Raw genomic sequence first — 20,409 nt, forward strand, 5'->3', positions numbered from 1 at the left:
GCTCCGCGGGCCCCGTGCCCCGCGGGCCCGCCGGCTCGGGCCGGGATGGCGGGCGCCTGCCCGGCCGCTCTGCGGCTTCCGCATCCTCCGGCACCCCGGGAGCCTTCGGTACCCAGATCCTGCGCCGCTGGATCCGGCCCGCTGATCCGGCGGCGACGCTGGGATCCCCCGGCTCGGGATCCCGCGGCCCTCACGTCCTGCGACCTCGCAGCCCATCTCGCTCCCGGCTCCCGGCTCCCGGGTGCCCTGTGCCCGCGCCCCTCATGCCCCGCGCCATGCGCATGCGACCCCGGCTCCAGGCGACCCTCGCCCCCGCGGCCTCTCAGCACGCCCGCGACCCGTCGCGCCCCGCGCCCGCCGACCCCGGGCTCCCGGCAACCTCCCGAACCGCACCCGGCCGCGAGCCGACCGGCGCAGTGAAGGCCGCCCACCCGGGTGCAACCGCCGCGACCGCCGTCGCTGGATCGGTCGAGCCGCCGACCTCACACCCGACCCGGAAGCCGCCCCACCCGCCCCCGGAACCACCCCCGCAAGCCACAGTCAGCTGAATCGTTCCAGCAGCCAAACCGGCCCCGCCGAAGATCACCCGACGGCACCCGCCGCACCCCGCACTCCCAGCCGGAACCGGTCCCGCGCCCCGAACCTCCCACCCCCACTGGTCCGCCGTGGTCCGCCCCCGAGAACTCCAGCAAAAACACCAGGCTTCTTAATCGATTCTTGACCCGTTCGCCAAGTGGTGGAAGTCTCGTCAGGGCAGTCAGGGACGCGCATGCCCGCACGCTAGGGTGACCGCGAGCCCGCAAGTCACGGCCGGGGGTGTTCCGGCCGATCCTCAGAGGAGTGGCAGCAGTGACCGTTCGCGTAGGTGTCAACGGCTTCGGCCGCATCGGCCGCAACTTCTTCCGCGCCGTGCAGGCCAGCGGCCACGACATCGAGGTCGTCGCCTTCAACGACCTCGGCGACGTCGCCACCATGGCCCACCTGCTGAAGTACGACTCCATCCTGGGCCGGTTCCCGGGTGAGGTCAGCGTCAGCGACGAGGGCATCGTCGTGGACGGCAAGACCATCAAGGCCCTCGCCGAGCGCGACCCGGCCAACCTGCCCTGGGGCGACCTGGGCGTGGACGTCGTCGTCGAGTCGACCGGCTTCTTCACCAACGCCGACGCCGCCAAGGCGCACATCGCCGGCGGTGCCAAGAAGGTCATCATCTCCGCGCCCGCCAAGGGCGAGGACCTGACCGTGGTGCTCGGCGTCAACGACGACAAGTACGACGGCTCGCAGGTCATCATCTCCAACGCGTCCTGCACCACCAACTGCCTCGGCCCGCTGGCCAAGGTGCTGAACGACGAGTTCGGCATCGAGCAGGGCCTGATGACCACGATCCACGCGTACACCCAGGACCAGAACCTGCAGGACGGCCCGCACAAGGACCTGCGCCGCGCCCGCGCCGCCGCCCTGAACGTGGTGCCCGCCTCGACCGGTGCCGCCAAGGCCATCGGCCTGGTGCTGCCGGAGCTGCTGGGCAAGCTGGACGGCTACGCGCTGCGCGTCCCGGTGCCGACCGGCTCGGCCACCGACCTCACCGTGACCCTGAAGAAGTCCGCCACGGTCGACGAGATCAACGCCGCCTACAAGGCCGCCGCCGAGGGTCCCCTCGCCGGCATCCTGCGCTACTCGGTCGACCCGATCGTGTCCTCGGACATCGTCACCGACCCGGCGTCCTGCATCTACGACTCGCCGCTGACCAAGGTCATCGGCAACCAGGTCAAGGTCGTCGGCTGGTACGACAACGAGTGGGGCTACTCCAACCGACTCGCGGACCTGATCAAGCTCGTCGGCTCGAAGCTCTGAGCCGGATGACCGTCAAGAACCTCGACGACCTGCTGGGCGAGGGCGTTCAGGGCCGGTACGTGCTCGTGCGGTCCGACCTGAACGTCCCGCTCGACGGGGAGCGCATCACCGACGACGGCCGCGTCCGCGCGGCGCTGCCGACGATCAAGAAGCTCGCCGACGCGGGCGCGAAGGTCGTCGTCACCGCGCACCTCGGCCGCCCCAAGGGCGAGCCGGACCCGAAGTACACCCTCGCGCCCGTCGCCAAGCGGCTCACCGAGCTGCTCGGTGCCGAGGTCGCGCTGGCCGGTGACCTGGTCGGCGAGTCCGCGAAGGCGCTGACCGGCGACCTGGTCAGCGGCAGTGTCGTCCTGCTGGAGAACGTGCGCTTCGACGCGCGCGAGACCAGCAAGGACGCCGTGGACCGCTCCGAGCTGGCCGCCGAGCTGGGCGCGCTCGTCCCGGGCGGCGCGTTCGTCTCCGACGGCTTCGGCGTCGTGCACCGCAAGCAGGCCTCGGTCTACGAGGTCGCGTCGGTGCTCCCGGCGTACGCGGGCGGCCTGGTGCTGGCCGAGCTGGACGTGCTGAAGAAGCTGACCGACGACGTCCAGCGGCCCTACGTGGTCGTGCTCGGCGGCGCGAAGGTGTCCGACAAGCTCGGCGTCATCGCGAACCTGCTGACCAAGGTCGACCGGCTGCTCATCGGCGGCGGCATGGCGTACACCTTCCTCAAGGCCCAGGGCCACGAGGTCGGCCAGTCGCTGCTGCAGGCCGACCAGCTCGACCAGGTCAAGGGCTTCCTCGCCGAGGCCGAGAAGCGCGGTGTCGAACTGGTCCTGCCGGTCGACGTGCTCGCCGCGACGGAGTTCTCGGCCGGCGCCGAGCACGAGGTCGTCGAAGCCACCGCCATCCCGGCCGACCGCCAGGGTCTGGACATCGGCCCGCGCAGCCGCGAGCTGTTCGCGAGCAAGCTGGCCGACGCCAAGACCGTGTTCTGGAACGGCCCGATGGGCGTGTTCGAGTTCGAGGCGTTCTCCGGCGGCACCCGTGCCGTCGCCGAAGCCCTGGTCGCGAGCGACGCGTTCACCGTGGTCGGCGGTGGCGACTCGGCCGCCGCGGTGCGGCAGCTGGGCCTGCCCGAAGACGGCTTCTCGCACATCTCCACCGGCGGCGGTGCCTCGCTGGAGTACCTCGAAGGCAAGGAACTGCCGGGCGTCGTGGCCCTGGAGGAGAAGAACTAGTGGCACGCAAGCCGTTCATCGCCGGCAACTGGAAGATGAACCAGAACCACCTCGAGGCGATCGCGCTCGTCCAGAAGATCGCCTTCGCGCTGCCGGAGAAGTACTACGCGAAGGTCGACGTGGCGGTGCTGCCGCCGTTCACCGACATCCGCAGCGTGCAGACCCTGGTCGACGGCGACAAGCTGTCGCTCACCTACGGCGCCCAGGACATCGCGCCGCAGGACTCGGGCGCCTACACCGGGGACATCTCGGGCCTGATGCTGGCGAAGCTGGGCTGCAAGTTCGTCGCCGTCGGGCACTCGGAGCGGCGCGAGTACCACGCCGAGACCGACGAGCTGGTCAACAAGAAGGTCAAGGCCGCGCTCAAGCACGGCATCACGCCGATCCTCTGCATCGGGGAGAAGCTCGAGGTCCGCGAGGCCGGCGAGCACATCCACCACACCACGACGCAGCTGATCGAGGGCCTGAAGGGCCTCAAGGCCGAGCAGGTCTCGGGCGTGGTCGTCGCGTACGAGCCGGTCTGGGCGATCGGCACCGGCAAGGTCGCGTCGTCGGCCGACGCCGAAGAGGTCTGCAAGGCCATCCGGGCCACCCTCCAGGAGAAGTACGGCGACGAGGTCGCTTCGTCCGTCCGGGTGCTCTACGGGGGATCGGTGAAGTCGGGCAACATCAGCGAGCTGGTGGGCTGCGAGAACATCGACGGTGCCCTGGTCGGCGGAGCGAGCCTCGACGGCGAGGAGTTCACGAAACTCTGCGCACTCGCCGCGGGCGGGCCGCTGCCCTGATCGAGGCCACGACCGGGTAACCTGTGTATCCGGTCCGTCACACAGCAGTGGACGAGTCCAGGGGTACGGTGGGGGTCGGAAACGACCATGCCGTACCCCTGCATTCTCCTAGAGCCCAGAGGATGACATGAAGCTGTTCCTGCAAATCCTGTTGATCGTCTCCAGCGTCCTGCTGGTGGTCGCTGTGCTGCTGCACCGTGGCCGGGGCGGTGGCCTGTCGTCGCTGTTCGGCGGTGGGATGCAGTCGAGCCTGGCCGGGTCGAGCGTGGCCGAGAAGAACCTCGACCGGATCACCCTGCTGCTGGGCGCGGTCTGGCTGATCAGCATCGTGGGCTTGGGTCTGCTGCTCAAGGTGTGAGGCGTCCGGCGTCCCGCCGCGATCGCGACCGGATCCGACGGCGGAACGCGCGATTCGGCGTGCCTATAGGGGGGCGCGCCGCCGATTCCTAGGTGTGAGGATTCATGGTTGGCGGTAACGCGATTCGGGGCACCAGGGTGGGTGCCGGACCTACGGGCGAATCGGAACGGGGTGAGTCGGCGCCACGGCGCCGCGTAGCTTATTGGTGTGCCAACGGCCACGAGGCCCGGCCGTCGTTCGCGCTCGACGCGGAAATCCCGGACGAGTGGGACTGCCCACGCTGCGGGCTTCCGGGCGGGCAGGACGAGAAGAACCCGCCGGCCGCGCCGCGGACGGAGCCGTACAAGACGCACCTGGCCTACGTGAAGGAGCGCCGCAGCGACTCCGACGGCGAGGCCATCCTGGCGGAGGCGCTGGAGCGCCTGCGCAAGCGGCGGGAAATCCTCTAAGGGCTCGAACCGGAAACCACCCCGAGGGAAAGCGGACCCCTCGAGGTGGTTTTTCGCGTGTCCGGCGGGGTCGCCCCGGTGGGATGACCCCGTCCGTCCTCAGCGGTCCAGCGGGTACCGGGCCCGCACGCGGAACCCGCCGTCCTTCGACTTCGACGTCTCGAAACTGCCGCCCAGCAGGCGCGCCCGCTCGGCCAGGCCGGTCAGGCCGTGGCCACCCGAGGGGAGCGATTCACCGGGCCGGCTCGCCCGCTCGTTCCGGACCTCGATCTTGAGCGCGCCGTGCTCACCCTGGATGCGGATCGTCGCGGTGGCGCCCGGGGCGTGCTTGTGGACGTTCGTCAGGCACTCCTGGACCGTCCGGTAGGCCGCCGCCGAGACCTGGTTGGGGAGGGCCTCCGGGAGGTGCTCCACGGACAGGTGCACCGGGACCTCCGACGTCCGGATCAGCCGGTCGAGGTCGTTGATCCCCGGCCGCGGGCCGTCGTCGTCCGCGCCCGCGCGCAGCACGCTCAGCAGGGAGCGCAGCTCCTCCAGCGTCCGCTTCGACAGCGTCCGGATGACCTGCGCGGTCTCCTGGGCCCGGTCGTCGGTCGTCTGGGCCTGCAGCGCGCCGGCCTGCATCGCGATCAGCGTGATCTGGTGGGACACGACGTCGTGCATCTCGCGGGCCAGCCGGGCGCGCTCTTCGGCGCGGACGGCGTCGGCGTGGAAGCGGCGCTCGCGGTCGCGGCTCGTGGCCAGCTCGGCGAGCTTGTTCGCGACCTCGGCCCGCGCCCCGATGAGGAGGCCGATCGCGATCGGCATGCCGGCGACGAGGACGCCGTAGATGCCGTCGAGGATGTGCTCACGCCAGCTGAGCTCGGCGAAGTCCTCCAGGGGCCACTGCACGAACCGGCAGATCCACACCAGCGCCGCGCCGACCCAGACCTGCCAGTGCAGCTGACGGCGGGTGGCGAGCATGCCGAGCGTGATCATCGACGCGAGCTGCGCCCAGCCGGCCAGGAAGCCGGGGACCGCGACGAGCACGGCGAGGAACGGGAACTTCCGCCGGAACACCACCGCGAGGCAGGCGGCGCCGGAGAGCCAGATCGAATAGGGCTGGGCCTTCTCGGGGATCACCAGCCAGACGTCGAGCACCGCCAGGATGACCGCGGCCGCCTCGATGGCGAACGTGACCACGGCGGGCCGGGGTACCGAGCCGAACACGCTCAGCCCCCGCTTTCGCACCCGCTCGGCGGCCGACGGCCCCGAGCTCGCGATCGAGATGCCTGGAATCGAGAGTCCCTCTGTACTCATCGCTGGCGACCCCATTCGTCTTGTGGACTTGTTGGTGAGAGGTGCTCAGGGCCCGATCGGGACGCGCAGCAACGGACAAATGTGCGGATGCTAACGAGGTCGCGTACGAAGACGGTAAGTTTCACCCGCCGTCGGTGTTCCGGCGTCCGGATTTCGCAACGGCTTGGTCCGAAAGGGGGATAGCCGTGTGAGGGTGCTACTCAGAGTGGGAGTGGTGTTCCCCTGCGTGTACCCGGACGACCACATCGTGGGAATCATGTTACCCACGTGTGGCCGCCCGGCGGTAGTTCTTCAGGCCGCCATCGAGTTGAGGTCGTCGCTGAGCAGGTCGTCGAGACCGCTCTCGCACGCCTTCGCCGTTTCGATCGACCGCGGCAGCATCCCGGCCTCGTACGCCATGACCGCCTCGTCCACGCTCGGCGCCGTCGCCAGCGCGGTCGCGAGCTCGGTGCCGTCGAGGAGGGCGAGGTTCGCGCCGACCCCGAGCGGCGGCATCAGGTGGGCCGCGTCGCCGAGCAGGGTGACGCCCGGCGTGTGCGTCCACGCGTGGGGGACCGGCAGGACGTGCAGCGGCCGGTGGGTGAACCCGCAGTCGACGTCGGCGAGGAACCGGAGCACGTCCGGGTGCCAGCCGGCGTAGCGTTCGAGCAGGTTCGCGCGCACGGCGGCGGTGTCGGCGAAGTCGAGGCCGGCGTGCCAGTCCTCGGGGGCGTAGAACACGGCGTAGCAGCGGACGTCGCCGTTGCTCGTGCGCTGCGCGAAGAGGGCGCGCCCGCCCGTCTTGGTCACCATCGTGCCCCGGCCGGTCAGCGCCGCGAGGTCCGAGGAGGCGGCGTGGCCGAACTCGACGAACGTGACCCCGCTGTAGACCGGCCGGACGCCGGTCAGGGCCTGGCGGACGCGGGACCAGGCGCCGTCCGCGCCGACGACCAGGCCGAAGTCCCGGGTGTCGCCGTTCCTGAACGTCAGCCGGGCGCCGGTGACGCCGGTGATCGCCTGTCCCCACCGGACGGTGCCCGGCGCGAGTGAATCGAGGAGGAGGCCGCGGAGCTGGCCGCGGTCGATTTCGGGGCGGAAGTCGCCCTCGGGGGTTTCGTCGATGACGACTTGGGCGGTGTGCGGGTCGAGGGCGCGCATCTGCTGGCCCTCGGGCCGGGCCAGTTCGCGGAACCGCTCGTGCAGGCCGGCGGTGCGGAGGGCGACCTGGCCGGTGTCGCCGTGCATGTCGAGCGTGCCGCCTTGGGGGCGGGCCTCGGCCGACGCTTCTTGTTCGAAGACGGTGACGTCGAGGCCGTGGAGCTGCAGGACGCGGGCACAGGCGAGGCCGCCCAGGCCGGCGCCGACGATGGCGATGGAGTTCATGACTTCCCCCTGGAAGTTCGGTGCCCCCGGCTGGTCCGGCGGCCTGAAGCCAGAAAAGCACAGTGACTCAAAAAGTGCAACGACTCAACTTTTGAAGTGAGTCCACCATCACGTAGGCTGGCGGCATGACCGAAGTGATCGGGCGCCGCGAGCGCAAGAAGGCGCAGACGCGGCAGGCACTGGCCGACGCCGCGCTGAAGCTGTTCCTCGAACGCGGCTACGACGAGGTCGGGGTGAAGGAGGTCGCGGACGCGGCCGACGTCTCGGTGACGACGTTGTTCAAGTACTTCCCCAGCAAGGAAGCGCTGCTGTTCGACCAGGACGACGACATCGAGGCGGCCCTGGTCGCCGCGGTCCACGGCCGCCCGCCGGGCCACACGATCGTGGACGCGCTGCGCAAGCACATCCTGCGAGACGTCTCCGACGGCGGCCCGGACGAGGAGTTCCTGCGCCTGATCGAGAGCACCCCGGCGCTGCGCGAGTACGGCAGGCGCATGTGGATGCGCCACGAGACGGCGCTGGCCCAGGCGATCGCGGAGGAGTCGGGCGCCCCGGCAGGCGACGTGCGGTCCGCGGCGCTGGCGAGGTTCGCGCTGGCCTCCCGCGACCTGATCACGGTCCACGAAAACCCGCGCTGGGCCGCGGAGGAGATCTTCGGCTGCCTGGAGCGCGGCTGGCGCACGGAATGAGCCCGGAAACACGTGAAGGCCACCTCGAGGAACTTCAAGTTCCTCGAGGTGGCCTTCACGAACCACCGGAAGCTAGGCCGTGGGTGGCTGGTAGACCTTCGTCAGCTTCCCCGCCGCGGCGCGGTCCAGCAGCCACAGCGTCCGCCGGTGCCCGCGGGCCCCGGCCACCGGCAGCTGGACCTCCCCGGCACCCGACAAAGCCAGCGCGACCGCGTCCGCCTTCGCTTCGCCGGCCGTCAGCAGCCACACGTCACGGGCGCGGCGGATGGCCGGGAGCGTCAGCGACACGCGGGTCGGCGGGGGCTTCGGGCAGCTGCGCACCGCCACCACCGGACGCTCGGTCTCGTACACCGCCGGGGACTCCGGGAACACCGAGGCCGTGTGGCCCTCGCCGCCCAAGCCCAGCAGCATGATGTCGAACGTCGGCACGTCGCCGTGGTCCTCCGGGCCCGCGTTGTCCGCCAGCACCGAGGCGTACGACGCGGCGGCGGCGTCGGGGTCGTCGCCGAACTCGCCGTCCGACGCGGCGATCGCGTGGACGCGCTTCGGGTCCAGCGGGACGTGGTCCAGCAGCGCCTCGCGGGCCTGCTTCTCGTTCCGCTCGTCCGAATCCGCCGGGACGAACCGCTCGTCGCCCCAGTAGATGTCCAGGCGGGACCAGTCGATCGCGTCGCGGGCCGACGAAGCCTGCAGCTCCGACAGCACCGCGATGCCCGTTCCGCCGCCGGTCAGCACCAGGGACGCCGTGCCCTTGGCCGCCTGGACGTCCACCAGCCGCGTGACCAGCCGGGCGGCCGCCGCGGCCGCCAGCAGGTCCTGGTTCGCGTAGACGACTACTTCCGTCTTGCTCATTTCTTGGCACCGGCCGCGGCGGCGGCAGGGGATGTGACGTCGGCCTTCGGCGGGGCTCCCGTCTTGCCGTTCGTGCCCGTCGCGATCTTGCCGAGGCCGTGCAGGGCCGCCTCGTAGATCTCGTCCGGGTCGAGCCGGCGGAGCTCCTCGATCAGGCAGTCCTGGTTGTTGCGGCGCTGGAGGGCGATGCGGCGGGTCGGCTGGCCCGGCTGGGTCAGCGTGCCGACGCGGCCGTCCGGGCGGTGCAGCTCCACCGGGCCGGACCGGCGGTCCAGGGTCACCGAGATGATCCCGGCCGCGCCCGCGCTCTTCACGCGCTTCACCGGCGCCTTCAGGTACTCCGCCAGCCAGCCGGCGAGCAGCTCGGTGGACGGCGAGTCGGCCTCGCCGGTCACCGTCGCGCCGGTGATCTTCTCGAACGGCGGGAGGTCCAGCGCCGACACCAGCTGCGCCCGCCAGCGGGTCAGCCGGGTCCACGCCAGGTCGGTGTCGCCCGCGGTGTACGCCTTCGCGCGCGTCGTCAGGGCCCGGACCGGGCTCTTCTCCGCGGCGGAGTCGGTGATCCGGCGCTGCGCCAGCTGACCGAGCGGGTCGTTCGCCGGGTCCTTCGGGCCGGCGCCCGGCCACCAGCAGACGATCGGCGCGTCCGGCAGCAGCAGCGGCACCACCGCGCTCTGGCCCTGCGCGGCCAGCGGGCCGTAGAGCCGCAGCACGATGACCTCGCTCGCGCCGGCGTCGCCGCCGACGCGGATCTGGCCGTCGATGCGCGGGGCCGCGGTGCGGGCGCCCTTGGCCACCACGATCACCCGCGACGGGTGCTCCCGGCTCGCGCCGTTGGCGGCTTCGATCGCCTCTTCGAGCTTGGCGTCGTCGTCGGCCACGATCACCAGCGTCAGGACGCGCCCGAGCGCGACCTGCCCGCCCTGTTCGCGGATCTCCACCAGCTTCTTGTTCAGGGCCGACGTCGTGGTGGACGGCAGGTCGATGATCACGGGCGCCTCCATTTCCGGCCGGTGCGCTCCAGCATTTCGTCGGCGGACGGCGGGCCCCAGGTACCCGGCGGGTACTGCTCCGGCGACCCTTCCTTGGCCCAGTGCTCGAGGATCGGGTCCAGGATCTTCCAGGACAGCTCGACCTCTTCGTTCACCGGGAACAGCGACGGCTCGCCGAGCAGGACGTCGAGGATCAGGCGCTCGTAGGCCTCGGGGGAGGACTCGGTGAACGCGTGCCCGTAGCCGAAGTCCATCGTGACGTCGCGGACCTCCATCGTGGTCCCCGGTACCTTCGAGCCGAACCGCAGCGTGATGCCCTCGTCCGGCTGGACCCGGATGACCAGCGCGTTCTGCCCCAGCTCCTCGGTCGACGTCGAGTCGAACGGCAGGTGCGGCGCCCGCTTGAACACGACGGCGATCTCGGTGACGCGGCGGCCGAGCCGCTTGCCGGTGCGCAGGTAGAACGGCACCCCGGCCCAGCGGCGGTTCTGCACCTCGAGGGTCACCGCGGCGTAGGTCTCGGTCTTCGAGTCCTTCGCGAAGCCCTCTTCCTGCAGCAGGCCCGGCACCTTCGTGCCGCCCTGCCAGCCACCCGCGTACTGGCCGCGCGCGCTCGTCTTGTTCAGCGGCCCGAGCGGCTTGGTGCCCGAAAGCACCTTGATCTTCTCCGCGCGCAGGGCCCGCGGCTCGAACGACAGCGGCTCCTCCATCGCGGTGAAGGCCAGCAGCTGCAGCAGGTGGTTCTGGATGACGTCCCGGGCGGCGCCGATGCCGTCGTAGTACCCCGCGCGGCCGCCGAGGCCGATGTCCTCGGCCATGGTGATCTGCACGTGGTCGACGAAGTTGGCGTTCCAGATCGGCTCGAACAGCTGGTTCGCGAAGCGCAGTGCCAGGATGTTCTGCACCGTCTCCTTGCCGAGGTAGTGGTCGATGCGGAACACCGACTCCTCGGGGAAGACGTCGTTGACGATGGCGTTCAGCTCTTCGGCGCTCTTCAGGTCGTGCCCGAAGGGCTTCTCGATGACCACGCGCCGCCACGTCTTTTCGTCGGCGTTCGCCAGCCCGGAGCGGGCCAGCTGCTTGGTCACCACCGGGAACGCGCTCGGCGGGATCGACAGGTAGAACGCGGTGTTGCCGCCGGTGCCGCGTTCCTGGTCGAGGTCCTTCACCGTCTGCGCGAGCCGGTCGAACGCGTCGTCGTCGTCGAAGGTGCCCTGCACGAAGCGGATGCCTTCGGCGAGCCGGTTCCACACCGACTCCTTGAACGGCGTCCGCGCGTGCTCCTTGACCGAGTCGTGCACGAGCTCGCCGAAGTCCTGGTGCTCCCAGTCGCGGCGGGCGAACCCGACGAGCGAGAAGCCCGCGGGCAGCAGGCCGCGGTTGGCCAGGTCGTAGATGGCGGGCATCAGCTTCTTGCGGGCCAGGTCGCCGGTGACACCGAAGATCACCAGGCTGGAGGGCCCGGCGATCCGGGGGAGCCGCTTGTCCCGCGGATCGCGAAGGGGGTTGCTCCACGTCATGCGCCGACCTCCTGTACCGCGCGGACGACCGCCGCGAGACCCGCGGCCCGGTCGGTCAGGTGCAGGCGCAGCACCGGGCGGCCGTGCTCGGCGAGGACCTGCCCGTCGCCGAGGGCCTGCGCGTGCTGCAGCTGGCCCAGCGTGTAGGGCCGGTCCGGCACGTCGAGGTCCTGCTCGACGGCGCCGGTCAGCTGCAGGAACACGCCGTTCTGGTGCCCGCCCTTGTGGTACTGGCCGGTGGAGTGCAGGAACCGCGGGCCCCAGCCGAACGTCGTCTGCTTCCCGGTGCCCTTGGCGATCTCGCCGCGCAGCAGCTCGGTCGAGGCGTCGTCGAGGCGGTCGAGGTAGGCCTGCACCGCGATGTAGCCCGCGTCCGGCGCCGAAGCGAAGAACGCGCGTAGAACGTCGGTGAGGCTGCCGTCGGTGGAAACCCCGTCGCTGCCGAAGATCTCGACCGGACCGTCCACAGTGGCCGGTTCCTCGCCGCCCTTCAGCTTCTCCGGGTCGTCCAGCAACGCGCGGGCCGCCTTCTTGGCCGCCTCGACGTCGGGCTGGTCGAACGGGTTGATCCCGAGCAGCCGGCCGGCCAGCGCCGTGGCGAACTCCCAGAGCAGGAACTGCGCGCCCAGCGAGCCGGTCACGGAGATCTTCGCCGCACCCTGCGGGGCGCCGACCGCGGTGGGGGTGGCGTCGGTCTTGGCGTCGGCGAAGCCGGCCGCCTCCGCACCCTCGACCGCGACCGGCAGCAGGCCGGTGCCCTGCTTGCCGGTGGACTCGGCGATCAGCTGCTCCGCCCAGTCCGGGAAGCCCTTGATGCCGGAGCCGGTGTCGGCCAGCACGACCTTCTCCGCGCCCGCCTCGTGCGCGGCGGCCCACGCGGCGGCCAGCTTGACCGCCGGGTTGGCCGCGTCGTCCGCGGCGAGCTCTTCGGCCACCGAAGCGGCCTGGTCGAGCAGCCGGGCGACGTCCGCGCCGGCGAGCCCGGCCGGGACGAGCCCGAACGCGGTCAGCGCCGAGTAGCGGCCGCCGACGTGCGGGTCGGCGAGGAAGACCTTGCGGTAACCCTCCTTTTCGGACAGTTCCTGGAACGGCGAGCCCGGGTCGGTGACGACCACGATCCGCCGCGCCGCGTCGATGCCCGCGTCGGTGAAGGCCTTCGCGAAGATCCGCCGGTGGCTGTCGGTTTCGACGGTGCCGCCCGACTTCGACGACACCACGATCACCGTGCGCTCGAGGTCGCCGGCGAGCGCGTCGGCGACCTGGCCGGGGTCGGTGGTGTCGAGGACGGTCAGCGGGACGCCGTCGGTCGCGGTGATCACCTCGGGTGCCAGCGACGAGCCGCCCATGCCGGCCAGCACGACGCGGTCGACGCCCTCGGACCGCAGCTCGGTCCGCAGCGCGTCGATCTCGCCGATCAGCGGCCGCGACGACTTGTGCAGCGTCGTCCACGACAGCCGGATCGACGCCTCGGGCTCGGCGTCCGGGCCCCAGAGCGTCGCGTCCTGCGCCGCCAGCTTCGACGCGGCCCGGTCGGCGACCAGCCGGTCGGCCAGCGGCGCGGCGCGCTCCGCCAGTGCGGCGTCCACGATCTCGACGCCGGTCTTTTCCCCTGTCGTCATGTCGTGCTTCAGCCCTTCGCCTGCTCGAGCTGCCCGTTCACGGTCTCCAGAAGCTCGGTCCAGGACTTCTCGAACTTCTCGACGCCTTCGTTCTCCAGCACCAGGAACACGTCGGTGATGTCGATGCCGACGGCCTCGAGCTCGTCGAAGACCTCCTGCGCTTCGGCGCCGCGCCCGGTGACCTGGTCGCCCTTGAGGTCAGCATGCTCCGCGACGGCGTCCAGGGTCTTCTCCGGCATGGTGTTGACGGTGTCCTTGACCACCAGGTCGTCGACGTAGAGCGTCGGCGAGTAGTCCGGGTTCTTCACCCCGGTCGAAGCCCACAGCGGGCGCTGCGCGTGGGCGCCGTCGGCCGCGAGGGCCTGCCAGCGGTCGGAGGCGAACAGCTCCTCGAAGGCCGCGTAGGCGAGCCGGGCGTTGGCGACGGCGGCCTTGCCGCGCAGGGCCTTGGCCTCGTCGGTGCCGATGGCGTCCAGGCGCTTGTCGATCTCGGTGTCCACGCGGGAGACGAAGAACGACGCCACCGAGTGGATGCCGCGCAGGTCGTGGCCGTTGGCCTTCGCCTGCTCCAGGCCGGCGAAGTAGGCCTCGATGACCTTCTTGTACCGCTCGACGGAGAAGATCAGCGTGACGTTGACGCTGATGCCCTCGGCGAGCGTGGCGGTGATCGCCGGCAGGCCCTCTTCGGTGGCCGGGATCTTGATCAGCACGTTCGGCCGGTCGACGGTCTTCCACAGGTCCTTCGCCTCGGCCACCGTCTTCTCGGTGTCCTTGGCCAGGCGCGGGTCGACCTCGATCGAGACGCGGCCGTCGACGCCGTCCGTGGCGTTGTAGACCTCGCGGAACAGGTCGGCGGCGTTGCGCACGTCGGTCGTCGTCAGGTCGCGGATGGTGGCCTCGACGTCGGCGTTCTGGGCGGCGAGCTCGCGCGTCCGCTCGTCGTAGGCGTCACCCTTGGACATCGCGTTGGCGAAGATCGTCGGGTTGGTCGTGACGCCGACGACGTGCTTGTCGCGGATCAGGCCGGCGAGGTTGCCGGTGTTCAGGCGTTCGCGCGAAAGGTCGTCGAGCCAGATCGATACGCCGGCGTCGGACAGCGCGGCGAGCTTGTCGGTGCTCATTACTGTCATCCCCTTCAGTTCTTGGTGTTGGCGATCGAGCGGCGGGCCGCGTCGACGACTGCTTCCGCGGTGAACCCGAACTCACGGAACAGTGTGGCGGCATCGGCGGAGGCGCCGAAGTGCTCGATCGAAACGTTCACCCCGGCGTCACCGGTGAAGCGGTGCCACGACTGGGCGATGCCCGCCTCGACGGACACGCGGGCCTTCACCGACGGCGGGATGACCGAGTCGCGGTACTCCTTGTCCTGCGCGTCGAACCACTCGACGCACGGCATCGAGACGACGCGCGCCTGGACGCCGTCGGCCTCGAGGGTCTTCTTCGCCTCGACGGCGAGCTGGACCTCGGAACCGGTGGCGATGAGCACCACGTCCGGCGTCCCGTCGGAGTCGGCCAGGACGTACCCGCCCTTGGCGACGCCCTCGGCGCTGGTGCCCTCGAGCACCGGCACGTTCTGGCGGGTGAGCGCCAGGCCGGACGGGTGGTGGATGTCCTCCAGCACGGCCTTCCAGGCGTACGCGGTCTCGTTGGCGTCCGCCGGGCGGACGACGTTGAGGCCCGGGATCGCGCGCAGCGCGGAGAGCTGCTCGATCGGCTGGTGCGTCGGGCCGTCCTCGCCGAGGCCGATCGAGTCGTGCGTCCACACGTAGGTGACCGGCGCCTTCATCAGCGCGGCCAGCCGGACCGGCGGGCGCATGTAGTCGGAGAAGATGAGGAACGTCGCGCCGTACGGGCGGGTGCCGCCGTGCAGCGCGATCCCGTTGAGGATCGAGCCCATGGCGTGCTCGCGGACGCCGAAGTGCAGCGTCCGGCCGTACGGGGTGGCCTGCCACATCTCGGTGGCGGCCTTCTCGGGACCGAACGAGTCGGCGCCCTTCATCGTGGTGTTGTTGCTCTCGGCCAGGTCGGCCGAGCCGCCCCACAGCTCCGGCAGCGGCTCGGCGAGGGCGTTGAGCACCTCACCGGAGGCCTTGCGGGTGGCGATGCCCTTGGCGTCCGGCTCCCACTTCGGGAGGTTGTCGGCGAAGCCCTCGGGCAGCGTGCGGGTCGAGAGCCGGTCCGCCAGCTTCTTGCGCTCCGGGTTCGCGGCGCCCCACGCCTCGAACTTCTTCGTCCACTCGGCGTGCTCGCTCTTGCCGCGGTCGAGCGCCTGGCGGGTGTGCTTGAGCACCTCGTCCTCGACCTGGAACGACTGCTCCGGGTCGAAGCCCAGGATCTTCTTGACCCCGGCGACCTCTTCGGCGCCCAGCGCGGCGCCGTGCGCCTTGCCGGTGCCCATCTTCTTCGGGGCCGGGTAGCCGATGACGGTCCGCAGCGCGATGAACGACGGGCGGCCGGTCTCGGCCTTGGCGGCCTTGATGGCCTCCTCGATCGCGACGACGTCTTCGCCGCCCTCGACGACCTGGGTGTGCCACCCGTAGGCCTCGTAGCGCGCGACGGTGTCCTCGGACAGCGCGATGTTGGTGTCGTCCTCGATCGAGATCTTGTTGTCGTCCCAGAAGACGATGAGGTTGCCCAGCTCCTGGCGGCCCGCGATGGACGAGGCCTCGGAGGTGACGCCCTCTTCGATGTCGCCGTCGGAGGCGATCACGAAGATGTGGTGGTCGAAGATGCTCTCGCCGGGCGCGGTGTCCGGGTCCAGCAGGCCGCGCTCGCGGCGGGCCGCCATCGCCATGCCCACGGCGTTCGCCAGGCCCTGCCCGAGCGGGCCGGTGGTGGTCTCGACGCCGTCGGTGTGGCGGTACTCCGGGTGCCCCGGGGTCTTGGAGCCCCACTTGCGCAGCTGCTTGAGGTCCTCGAGCTCGAGGCCGTAGCCGGCGAGGAACAGCTGGATGTAGAGGGTGAGGCTCGAGTGGCCCGCGGAGAGCACGAAGCGGTCGCGGCCCGGCCAGTTCTGGTCCGCCGGGTCGTGACGCAGCGTGCGCTGGAAGAGCGTGTAGGCCAGCGGCGCCAGGCTCATGGCGGTGCCGGGGTGGCCGCTGCCACAGTTTTCGACCGCGTCGGCCGCGAGCACCCGGACGGTGTCCACGGCGCGGGTGTCGGCGTCGGTCCAGTCGGCGGGCGTGTTGCGCCGGAGGAGTGGGTTGTTCTCGCTGGTAGTGGCGGTTTCGGACACTGAACTCCAACTCCCGGTCATGATGGTTGCGGCTGGTCTTCCTCGTTCCGGTTACCCGTGCGCACGGCTACCTATCTCAATCGATCCCGAAGGGACGATATTCCTGCTCGCGGCCATGCGCAGGGGCAATCGCGGCCCGTCGCGGCCAGCCTAGTGCTTCGGCCGGTCGAGGACCCGCGATCACCCACGGGATTCACCACGTCTAACATCGTTCGAGGGTTCAGACCGGCGTTCCACCACGGCCTTCCGGCACCGGACCCGCCCGAACCTGACGCAGGGAGTGAAATGTCGTTGGTGAACGCTGCGCACGGACGCAGTGAAGACACCAGCGCCGTGCACCCGACCGGTGAACGACCGCACGGTGACCGGCGAAGCATCCGCCGGGTCGTCGGCGCCTACGCCGCGCTGGCGAAGCCGCGGGTGATCGAGCTCCTCCTGGTCACCACCATCCCGGCGATGTTCCTCGCCGGCCGTCAGATCCCCTCGCCGTGGCTGGTGCTGGCCACGCTGGTCGGCGGGACGATGGCCGCGGGCAGCGCGAACGCGCTCAACTGCGTGATCGACGCGGACATCGACAAGGTGATGAACCGCACGAAGCGCCGCCCGCTGGTGAAGGACTCGGTGCCCCGCCGCGGCGCGCTGGTCTTCGGCCTGGTCATGGGGGTCGCCTCGGCCGCCGTGCTGTACCTCACGGTGAACCTGCTGTCGGCGATCCTCGCGGTCGCGACGATCCTCTTCTACATCTTCGTCTACACGCTCGGCCTCAAGCGGCGCACGTCGCAGAACGTGGTCTGGGGCGGCGCGGCCGGCTGCATGCCGGTCGTGATCGGCTGGGCCGCCGTCACCGGCACCGTGCAGTGGCCGGCGTTCGTGATGTTCGGCGTCATCTTCTTCTGGACGCCGCCGCACACCTGGGCGCTGGGCATGAAGTACCGCGACGACTACGAGCGCGCCGGCGTCCCGATGCTGCCGGTGGTCGCCACCGCCCAGCACGTCGCCCGCCAGATCGTCATCTACTCGTGGGTGATGGTGGCGTGGACGCTGCTGCTGCTCCCGGTGACGTCGTGGCTGTACGGCACCTTCGCGATCCTCGCCGGCGGCTGGTTCCTCTTCTACGCGCACAGCCTGCAGGCCGCGGTGCGGCGCGGGGAAGAGACCAAGCCGATGGCGCTGTTCCACCGCTCGAACACGTACCTGATGATCGTGTTCGTCGCGCTGGCCGTCGACTCGGCGATCGGCCTGCCCACCCTCGGCCTGCCGTTCTGAGACGGATCGGGACCGCGGTCGCCGCGGTCGTCGTCCTGGGCCTGCTCGTCCTCCTCGGCCGCGGCAAGCTGCCCGCCCTGGACGAGTCCCTGCTCACCGGCGGGTGCGCCATCCCGTCCCGGATCACCGCGCTCCCGGGCCCGGCCCCCGACGGGGGCGCCGTCCGCGTCACCGAGCAGGGACCGGGTGTCGCGGTGCTCGAGAACACCGGCACCCTCGCGGCGTACCGGATCCCCGTGACCGCCGGTTCCCGGACCGTCGAAGTGCCGCTGCTCACGCCGGGGCAGCGGGTCGGCGTCGTCCTCGACCGGCCCGTGGTCGGCCCGGTGATCTGGCTCGCGCCCGAAGCGCTGGGCGGCTTCACCCCGGTCACCGCCACCGCCGTGCCGGGCGGTGTCCGCTACCGCTCGGCCAACTGCCGCGCGCTGACCAGCCGGGGTGGCGCGGTGCTCGTGCGCGACGCGGCCGGGCGCCTCGCCGGCGGCGAGCAGCTGCCGCCGCCGGGCGTGTCGTGCGCGCCGGGCGAGCGGGACCTGCCCGGCGCTCTCCCGCCCGGCGGTGAGGTCTTCCCGTACTGCGCCCTCGGCGCGGAATGATCGCGCCGCGGCGGCCGTTAGACTGATTCGGCTCTTTTTCCTTGAGGCGAAAGCAGGATCCTCTTGTCCTCGTCTTCGGACGGCTTCTCCGCCGAGCTCGCCCGCGAGCAGGCGTACGTCACCACCCTCTTCGCGAAGCTCGACGCCGAGCGCGCCGACGCCCAGCGCCGCCTCGACGAGACGCTGCGCCAGACCGGCGGCACCCCGCAGGCCCGCACCGAACGCGACGTCGCGACCACCACGTACACCGACCGGCTCGCCCAGCTCGGCTCCGTCGAGCAGGGCCTGGCCTTCGGCCGGCTCGACTTCGTCCCCGAGAGCGCCGAAGAGACCACCTACATCGGCCGGCTCGGGCTGTTCGACGAGGACGACGACTACAAGCCGCTGCTCGTCGACTGGCGGGCGCCGGTCGCGCGGCCGTTCTACCTCGCCACCGCGGCGTCGCCCGAAGGGGTGCGCCGGCGGCGGCACCTGCGGTCGCTGACCCGCAAGGTCACCGGGTTCGACGACGAGGTCCTCGACCTCACCGCCGCCGACCAGGGCCAGGACCTCGGGCTGGCCGGCGAAGCCGCGCTGCTGGCAGCGCTGGAGCAGCGGCGCACGGGTGAGATGAGCGACATCGTCGCGACCATCCAGGCCGAGCAGGACCGCATCATCCGCGCGCCGCTGGGCGGGGTCATGGTCGTGCAGGGCGGGCCGGGCACCGGCAAGACCGCCGTCGCCCTGCACCGCGCGGCCTACCTCCTCTACACGCACCGGCAGCAGCTCACCACCCGCGGCGTGCTGGTCGTCGGGCCGAACAGCACATTCCTGCGCTACATCGGCCAGGTCCTGCCGTCGCTCGGCGAGACCGGCGTGCTGCTCGCCACCATCGGGCAGCTCTACCCGGGCCTGGACGCCGACGGCGTCGAATCCCGCGAGACGGCCGAGGTCAAGGGCCGGCTGGTGCTGGCCGACGTGCTCGCCAACGCCGTCCGCGACCGCCAGCGCGTGCCGGAGCCGGTGCTGGAGATCGAGTACGAGCACGACGTGCTGCGGCTGGACCGCAAGACGTGCGCCGACGCCCGGACCCGGGCCCGCCGCTCGCGCCGCCCGCACAACCCGGCGCGGCGCCTGTTCGTCTCCGACGTCCTCGACGCGCTGACCCGGCAGGCCGCGCGGAAGCTGGGGGAGGACCTGCTCGACGGGCAGGACCTGGCCGACATCCGGGCCGAGCTCGCCGCGGACCAAACCGTCGCGGCGGCGATCGACTCGCTGTGGCCGGTGCTGACCCCGGAAGGCGTGCTCGACGACCTGTTCGCCGACCGCGAACGGCTCTCGAGCGCGGCCCGGAAGCTGCTGTCCGCCGAGGACCGCGCCCTGCTGGAGAGCGGCCGCGACGCGAAGTGGACGCCCGCCGACGTGCCGCTGCTCGACGAGCTGGCCGAGCTGATCGGCGTCGACGACACCGAGGCCCGCGTCGAGCGCAAGCGCCGTGAGCGCGAGGACCGCGCGTACGCCGAGGGCGTGCTCGACATCCTCGAGCAGGACGAAGAGATCATCGACGAGGAGCTGCTGCGCGTCTCCGACGTCCTCGACGCCGAGCTGTTCGCCGAGCGCCAGGTCGCGCGCAGCGAGCTGACCGCGGCCCAGCGGGCGGCGCAGGACCGGACCTGGACGTTCGGGCACGTGATCGTCGACGAGGCCCAGGAGCTCTCGGCGATGGACTGGCGGCTGCTCATGCGCCGCTCGCCCAACCGCTCGATGACGCTGGTCGGCGACGTCGCCCAGACCGGCGCGGCGGGCGGGGCGCGGTCGTGGGGCGAGGTGCTCTCGCCGTACGTCGCGGACCGGTGGCGGCTGGAAGAGCTGACCGTGAACTACCGGACGCCGGCCGAGATCATGGCCGTGGCCGCGCGGGTGCTCGCGGAGATTTCGCCGGAGCTGGCGGTGCCGTCGTCGGTGCGGGAGACTGGGGTGCCGCCGTGGTCGGTGCGCCCGGCGTCGCCGGCGTCTGCGCTGCCGGAACTGGTGGCGGCCGAATTGTCCGCTGTGGACGGTGGCACGGTCGCGGTACTGGTGCCCGCGTCCCGGCTCGACGAGGTCTCGGAGCTGCTCGGGGCGCCGGACGAACGGCTGAGCGTGCTGACCGTCGAGCGGTCGAAGGGGCTGGAGTTCGACTCGGTGGTGCTGGTGGCGCCGGACGAGGTCGTGGCGGGCTCGCCGCGCGGGCTCAACGACCTGTACGTGGCCCTGACGCGCGCGACCCGGCGGCTCGGCGTGGTCCGGACCGGTGACGAGGTACCGGCACTCTCCGTGCTTGGCTAGGGTGCCTCG

At 71.3% G+C, this 20,409-nt stretch carries 16 protein-coding genes and 1 pseudogene; 9 read left to right on the top strand and 8 right to left on the bottom strand.

Translation table 11 applies throughout. The features are described 5' to 3' along the window. Nucleotides 1–849 precede the first annotated feature (849 nt). The 5 genes from gap (at nt 850) to AB5J73_RS26830 (ending at nt 4,663) form a co-directional block, all read left to right on the top strand. Complete coding sequence (gene gap, locus AB5J73_RS26810) at nt 850–1,851, top strand: type I glyceraldehyde-3-phosphate dehydrogenase (RefSeq protein WP_370961427.1); 1,002 nt, start codon at nt 850–852, stop codon at nt 1,849–1,851. A 5-nt stretch (nt 1,852–1,856) separates the two neighbouring features. After that, complete coding sequence (pgk, locus tag AB5J73_RS26815) at nt 1,857–3,071, top strand: phosphoglycerate kinase (RefSeq protein ID WP_370961428.1); 1,215 nt, start codon at nt 1,857–1,859, stop codon at nt 3,069–3,071. Further along, complete coding sequence (gene tpiA / locus AB5J73_RS26820; protein ID WP_370961429.1) at nt 3,071–3,856, top strand: triose-phosphate isomerase; 786 nt, start codon at nt 3,071–3,073, stop codon at nt 3,854–3,856. The genes pgk and tpiA overlap by 1 nt, the downstream gene beginning before the upstream one ends. A 127-nt stretch (nt 3,857–3,983) precedes the next feature. Continuing rightward, a complete protein-coding gene (gene secG, locus AB5J73_RS26825) occupies nt 3,984–4,214 on the top strand; it encodes a preprotein translocase subunit SecG (RefSeq protein WP_003071471.1) in 231 nt (76 codons plus the stop codon). Nucleotides 4,215–4,318: 104 nt separating this feature from the next. After that, on the top strand, nt 4,319–4,663 hold the full coding sequence (locus tag AB5J73_RS26830) for an RNA polymerase-binding protein RbpA (RefSeq protein ID WP_086856717.1): 345 nt from the start codon (nt 4,319–4,321) through the stop codon (nt 4,661–4,663). Nucleotides 4,664–4,762: 99 nt separating this feature from the next. On the opposite strand, the gene AB5J73_RS26835 is transcribed toward AB5J73_RS26830, so the two are convergent. Beyond that, on the bottom strand, nt 4,763–5,962 hold the full coding sequence (locus AB5J73_RS26835; protein WP_247011520.1) for a sensor histidine kinase: 1,200 nt from the start codon (nt 5,960–5,962) through the stop codon (nt 4,763–4,765). 291 nt (nt 5,963–6,253) lie between these two features. Continuing rightward, nucleotides 6,254–7,324, bottom strand: a complete 1,071-nt coding sequence (locus tag AB5J73_RS26840) for an FAD-dependent oxidoreductase (RefSeq protein WP_370961430.1) — start codon at nt 7,322–7,324, stop codon at nt 6,254–6,256. A 125-nt stretch (nt 7,325–7,449) separates the two neighbouring features. Between AB5J73_RS26840 and AB5J73_RS26845 the strand changes: the two genes are divergently transcribed. Continuing rightward, a complete protein-coding gene (locus AB5J73_RS26845; RefSeq protein WP_370961431.1) occupies nt 7,450–8,013 on the top strand; it encodes a TetR/AcrR family transcriptional regulator in 564 nt (187 codons plus the stop codon). A gap of 72 nt (nt 8,014–8,085) precedes the next feature. Here AB5J73_RS26845 and pgl read toward each other — a convergent pair whose 3' ends face one another. From pgl to tkt, 6 genes and pseudogenes are all read right to left on the bottom strand, one after another. Next, nucleotides 8,086–8,865: a 6-phosphogluconolactonase gene (gene pgl, locus AB5J73_RS26850; RefSeq protein WP_370961432.1), complete on the bottom strand. Its 780-nt coding sequence runs from the start codon at nt 8,863–8,865 to the stop codon at nt 8,086–8,088. Beyond that, a complete protein-coding gene (opcA, locus tag AB5J73_RS26855; RefSeq protein ID WP_370961433.1) occupies nt 8,862–9,857 on the bottom strand; it encodes a glucose-6-phosphate dehydrogenase assembly protein OpcA in 996 nt (331 codons plus the stop codon). Before opcA ends, pgl begins: the two co-directional genes overlap by 4 nt. After that, entirely contained in the window at nt 9,854–11,377 is a 1,524-nt protein-coding gene (gene zwf, locus AB5J73_RS26860; protein ID WP_370961434.1) for a glucose-6-phosphate dehydrogenase, read from the bottom strand. Before zwf ends, opcA begins: the two co-directional genes overlap by 4 nt. Before the next feature lie 818 nt (nt 11,378–12,195). Then, a pseudogene (locus AB5J73_RS26865) lies at nt 12,196–12,996 on the bottom strand (glucose-6-phosphate isomerase); the annotation flags it as partial. A gap of 8 nt (nt 12,997–13,004) precedes the next feature. Then, nucleotides 13,005–14,117 carry a transaldolase gene (tal, locus tag AB5J73_RS26870; RefSeq protein WP_370961435.1) on the bottom strand — a complete coding sequence of 371 codons (1,113 nt, stop codon included), beginning with the start codon at nt 14,115–14,117 and terminating at the stop codon, nt 13,005–13,007. A 14-nt stretch (nt 14,118–14,131) separates the two neighbouring features. Then, entirely contained in the window at nt 14,132–16,231 is a 2,100-nt protein-coding gene (gene tkt / locus AB5J73_RS26875) for a transketolase (RefSeq protein ID WP_370961436.1), read from the bottom strand. A 285-nt stretch (nt 16,232–16,516) separates the two neighbouring features. Between tkt and AB5J73_RS26880 the strand changes: the two genes are divergently transcribed. The 3 genes from AB5J73_RS26880 to AB5J73_RS26890 all read left to right on the top strand — a co-directional run bounded on the left by AB5J73_RS26880 (nt 16,517) and on the right by AB5J73_RS26890 (nt 20,400). Then, on the top strand, nt 16,517–17,497 hold the full coding sequence (locus AB5J73_RS26880) for a heme o synthase (RefSeq protein WP_370961437.1): 981 nt from the start codon (nt 16,517–16,519) through the stop codon (nt 17,495–17,497). Between the two features lie 194 nt (nt 17,498–17,691). Further along, a complete protein-coding gene (locus AB5J73_RS26885) occupies nt 17,692–18,093 on the top strand; it encodes a hypothetical protein (protein ID WP_370961438.1) in 402 nt (133 codons plus the stop codon). Between the two features lie 57 nt (nt 18,094–18,150). Next, nucleotides 18,151–20,400, top strand: coding sequence for an ATP-binding domain-containing protein (locus AB5J73_RS26890; protein ID WP_370973350.1), 2,250 nt, complete (start codon nt 18,151–18,153; stop codon nt 20,398–20,400). Nucleotides 20,401–20,409: the final 9 nt, after the last annotated feature.

This window comes from Amycolatopsis sp. cg9 (assembly GCF_041346945.1).
Lineage (GTDB): Bacteria > Actinomycetota > Actinomycetes > Mycobacteriales > Pseudonocardiaceae > Amycolatopsis.